Here is a 3,480-nt window from a genome sequence, read left to right on the forward strand (position 1 = left end):
GTGGCGGCAGCGAAAGCGGGGAAACTGCCGGAGGCGTTTTTCTGGACGGATGCGGAAAACAATGATGTACAGGTGACAGCAGAAGAGCTTATTGCGCTGAGTGAAGCGGCAGAGCAGGCGATGTTCAGCAAAGGGATGGAAATCCACATTCGCCAGCGCACCATGAAGAAGGACCTGGAATCGCTGAGCAGTGCGGATGAGATCCTGGTATACAGGGTTGGCTGGGCACAGGAATAACAGACAAAAAGATGGGGGACCATCACCTCCCCCATGAACTGCGTTGATTATGTCATTATTGTGAAGATATACACTATGCCGGGTAAATAGTGCCACGGAAAAGTTAATTCCGGAAGTGACGGAACTCTCATTTTTCGTGCATCCTGTTGATATGGATGATTTTTCAGATTTTCGGAAGTCCGTATTTTTTCCCAGACATTTTGAAGCGTTTGCTTAATGAACGTATGTGCAGGCTCTTTATCTACGGCTCTTAAAATTGAGAGTCTATCATTGCTGGAGCCTGTGACAATTACGTCCAGGAAGAACTGCATAACCTGGATGATTTACGCTCAATCAGAGAGAGGGCGATTAGCGGCAATCACGCTTGATAAAATTAACCCCAGTGATCATCCGGGGTTTTGCAATCATTAAAACCGCATCAACCGTTCTACCAGTTGTTCTTTACGGGCAACGATCCAGCCGTGTTGCTCCAGATAAAATTTAAACCGCTCCAGAGTGCATACCATCGCATCGGCGGGGACTTTTTCTGTGAACTCTACCTGACCGTGTTTATCAAAGTGGATCAGTAATGCGCATCCATCATTTGGGGTGGGGGAGTTTTGTGTTGCTGGTGGTTGTTTATGGCTGAAATAACAGTCTTCCAGTTTTTCGAACACTTCCCACGCCTGATCGGTTTCGAGCATTTTTGCATGGCGGGCAGCGCCACGTTCTGTCCAGAGGATAAGGGAGCGGGCATTTTTACCAACTAACCCGATTGTTTCGGGTCTGTTCTTAAACTCGCGTAATTCGTTTTTTTCAATTTTAAAGTAATGCTTTCCTACCACGAATCGCGTCGTGTTGTTCAGAAAGTTATCAGAAATGTTTTTGATTTTTGTTCCGTATAACTGCGCCAGAAGTTCAGTTGTAATAACGGGGATCTGGTTGTGGGTGATTGCAGGAAGAGTGTCGACAGAAATTTGAGTGGTCATAACGATAACTCCGTACATTTGAAAATTATCGCCACCTTCAGGTTCCAATCATCATGGTGGCGAACTGTGCGGGGTTGGAACTACCGGGTACGGAAACCGGCGAGCCTTTCGGCTCCCCCACACAGCCCGCCATAAATCGCGAATGTGACTGTGCAAACGATATGAAAAAAGACGCGGGCGCGTCTCATATCGCTCCGTAAACATCCGGGGTTCCAATCCCGACGCCAGATTTTGCTGACGCGTTGGAAATATAGCCCCGGAGGATAAAAACTGTCAACGGGTAAAAAAATTTCCGTTATCAGGAATGTATAAAATTAAAGCAATCGAGCAAAAAAACTCTCTGCAAAACTAAAAAAGATCTCAATAAAATCAGGCAGTTAAAAACACGGAAAAACGGTATAAAAAAGCATCTCAAAATCCTGTTTTTTCTTTCAGATACAATATGTTATTGCATTTTTTAAAACCTGCCAGTGTGGTACATGGATATCGATACCACCGCCAATTATAAGCTAGGCGGTGCACAGCAACACGATAGCGTACGCCTCGATCCGTGGGTGTTTATGTTCTCAGCAGGATATCGTTTTTAATTCCGCACAAAAACGACCCCGTAATATACGGGGTCAATAAGGACATGGTATAAAGGGTATTATTTCTTCGCTTCTACGCCATCAGTTTCAGAACGAATTAAAAATTTCTCAGTTGTTTGCGGAATATGCTGAATCAGCCAGTCGGCCATTTGCTTTTCCTCATTTAAAATCGCTTCGATGATCGGAATTGAGACTGTATCACCGGCATTTTTTGCTGCTGCTAATAGTGAGGTGTAACAGGCGATTTCAAATTGCTCGAAGACATATCCGCTAATAGAGCCTTTAACTATTTCATCAGAAGGGAATATACCACCGATTGACTGCCCAAGCGCAGCCATTTTACTCATGGAATCTTTAATGACTGAACGTGAAATGTCATTACGATCAAGAATAGTTTCCAGTTGAACAATCTGGTTTTTGGTTTCACTAAGATGTTGTTCAATACGAGCGCGTAGTTCAGGATAATTATCTATACGGCTGGCCATGGATTCAAGCATAGATTCGGCTTGCTTTTCCATTGCGTGGGCGTCACGTAACCAGTCATGATAATGTTCAATACGATTCATGAAAATGTCCTCTTTATAAAATGACTAAAAGTTAAAATTCATATTTCAGGCTTTATTTTCGGCTTTCTTATTTACGTTATTAAGGGCCAGATCAGTCAGTTTGATGTCGGTGGCCTTTTCTTCTTCCAGGGTTTCTTTCAGAAGCTTCGCTGCTTTACGGTAACCTAATTGTTCAGCCAGCGTCGCTAATGTCCCGTAACTGGCAATCTCATAATGCTCGACTTTCTGTGCTGCGGCAATCAGTGCGGCATCACGCACTTCGTTTTTCTCGGTACTTTCGATGACCTCATTAGCTTCTTCAATAAGACCTTCCATTGCCACACATTTCATGCGCTTAATTTTCAGGTTCGATTCGGACTCCACAACTTGATCAATACGTTCAATCTGTCCATGAGTTTCCTCGAGGTGCGCATGAAAAGCCTGACTTAATTTTTCATTTGATGTTGCTCTTGCGAGTTTTGCCAGTGCCCGGGTTAATTGTTTTTCTGCGCTGTAGGTATCTGAAAGCAGGTGAATAAATACATCTTCAATGGTCTTCATATTCATATTTTTCTCCAGTGAAATCACTGCGAGCCATACGGCCCGCAGATGCAATTATCTTTATCAGCTGATATTAATAATTAACGGTGAATCAGGATTTGCCTGATTTATTACCACCGCTTTGTTGACCGCCTTTTTTACCCGCTTCAGATGCGCGTTGCGGATCATTTTTAAAATTACCGCCGCTATGCTGACCGCCTTTACGGCCTGCGTCGGATGCCTTCTCACGGTCTTCGGCGAAATTTCCTGAACCACCACGATGTTCGGCCATGTTATTTCTCCCGTTGCGTTGCATTGTTTCATTAATATGAGTGTTGTGTGTCGACACTCATTAAAATTAGTCGCTAATGAGGATTAGTCAAATTAAGTGCAACGAGAAGATAGAGGGAAAATATATTTTGAGGAACATTCTGGATATATTAACAATTACCTGAGGAATAAGTGACTTAGAGAAAATTATTGATTTTACTGGTGTTATGTTGCGGGATTAATTTGTTTGATTATATTACTGTTGGGCGGAAAAATGACGTAAGTTGACGTTCGACCGGGGTAAGCGAAACGGTAAAAAGATAAATATTAAAT

General features: G+C 43.1%; 5 protein-coding genes and 1 pseudogene. 2 read left to right on the forward strand and 4 right to left on the reverse strand.

What is annotated here, in order from left to right:
• A partial coding sequence (locus E0D98_RS22425; RefSeq protein ID WP_122994757.1) for a DUF4376 domain-containing protein occupies nucleotides 1-237 on the forward strand: 237 nt, incomplete at its 5' end.
• Nucleotides 238-644: 407 nt separating this feature from the next.
• Here E0D98_RS22425 and E0D98_RS22435 read toward each other — a convergent pair.
• Nucleotides 645-1,205 carry an ORF6N domain-containing protein gene (locus tag E0D98_RS22435; RefSeq protein WP_000211405.1) on the reverse strand — a complete coding sequence of 187 codons (561 nt, stop codon included), beginning with the start codon at nucleotides 1,203-1,205 and terminating at the stop codon, nucleotides 645-647.
• 461 nt (nucleotides 1,206-1,666) lie between these two features.
• On the opposite strand from E0D98_RS22435, the pseudogene E0D98_RS22440 reads away from it, so the two are divergent.
• Nucleotides 1,667-1,792, forward strand: a pseudogene (locus tag E0D98_RS22440) (OmpW family outer membrane protein); the annotation flags it as partial.
• Between the two features lie 59 nt (nucleotides 1,793-1,851).
• Here E0D98_RS22440 and E0D98_RS22445 read toward each other — a convergent pair.
• The 3 genes from E0D98_RS22445 to E0D98_RS22455 all read right to left on the reverse strand — a co-directional run bounded on the left by E0D98_RS22445 (nucleotide 1,852) and on the right by E0D98_RS22455 (nucleotide 3,169).
• Complete coding sequence (locus E0D98_RS22445; RefSeq protein WP_001079509.1) at nucleotides 1,852-2,358, reverse strand: ferritin-like domain-containing protein; 507 nt, start codon at nucleotides 2,356-2,358, stop codon at nucleotides 1,852-1,854.
• Nucleotides 2,359-2,403: 45 nt separating this feature from the next.
• A complete protein-coding gene (locus tag E0D98_RS22450) occupies nucleotides 2,404-2,904 on the reverse strand; it encodes a ferritin-like domain-containing protein (protein ID WP_001056491.1) in 501 nt (166 codons plus the stop codon).
• Nucleotides 2,905-2,989: 85 nt separating this feature from the next.
• Nucleotides 2,990-3,169: a general stress protein gene (locus tag E0D98_RS22455; RefSeq protein WP_000807651.1), complete on the reverse strand. Its 180-nt coding sequence runs from the start codon at nucleotides 3,167-3,169 to the stop codon at nucleotides 2,990-2,992.
• Nucleotides 3,170-3,480 lie beyond the last annotated feature (311 nt).

Origin of the sequence: Escherichia sp. KCJ4928, from assembly GCF_004352695.1 — a bacterium.
Lineage (GTDB): Bacteria > Pseudomonadota > Gammaproteobacteria > Enterobacterales > Enterobacteriaceae > ECMA0423.

Bases quoted from the DNA above. Each gene is read 5' to 3' on its own strand.
- E0D98_RS22435 (WP_000211405.1), bottom strand. From the start codon at position 1,205: ATGACCACTCAAATTTCTGTCGACACTCTTCCTGCAATCACCCACAAC.
- E0D98_RS22445 (WP_001079509.1), bottom strand. From the start codon at position 2,358: ATGAATCGTATTGAACATTATCATGACTGGTTACGTGACGCCCACGCA.
- E0D98_RS22450 (WP_001056491.1), bottom strand. From the start codon at position 2,904: ATGAATATGAAGACCATTGAAGATGTATTTATTCACCTGCTTTCAGAT.
- E0D98_RS22455 (WP_000807651.1), bottom strand. From the start codon at position 3,169: ATGGCCGAACATCGTGGTGGTTCAGGAAATTTCGCCGAAGACCGTGAG.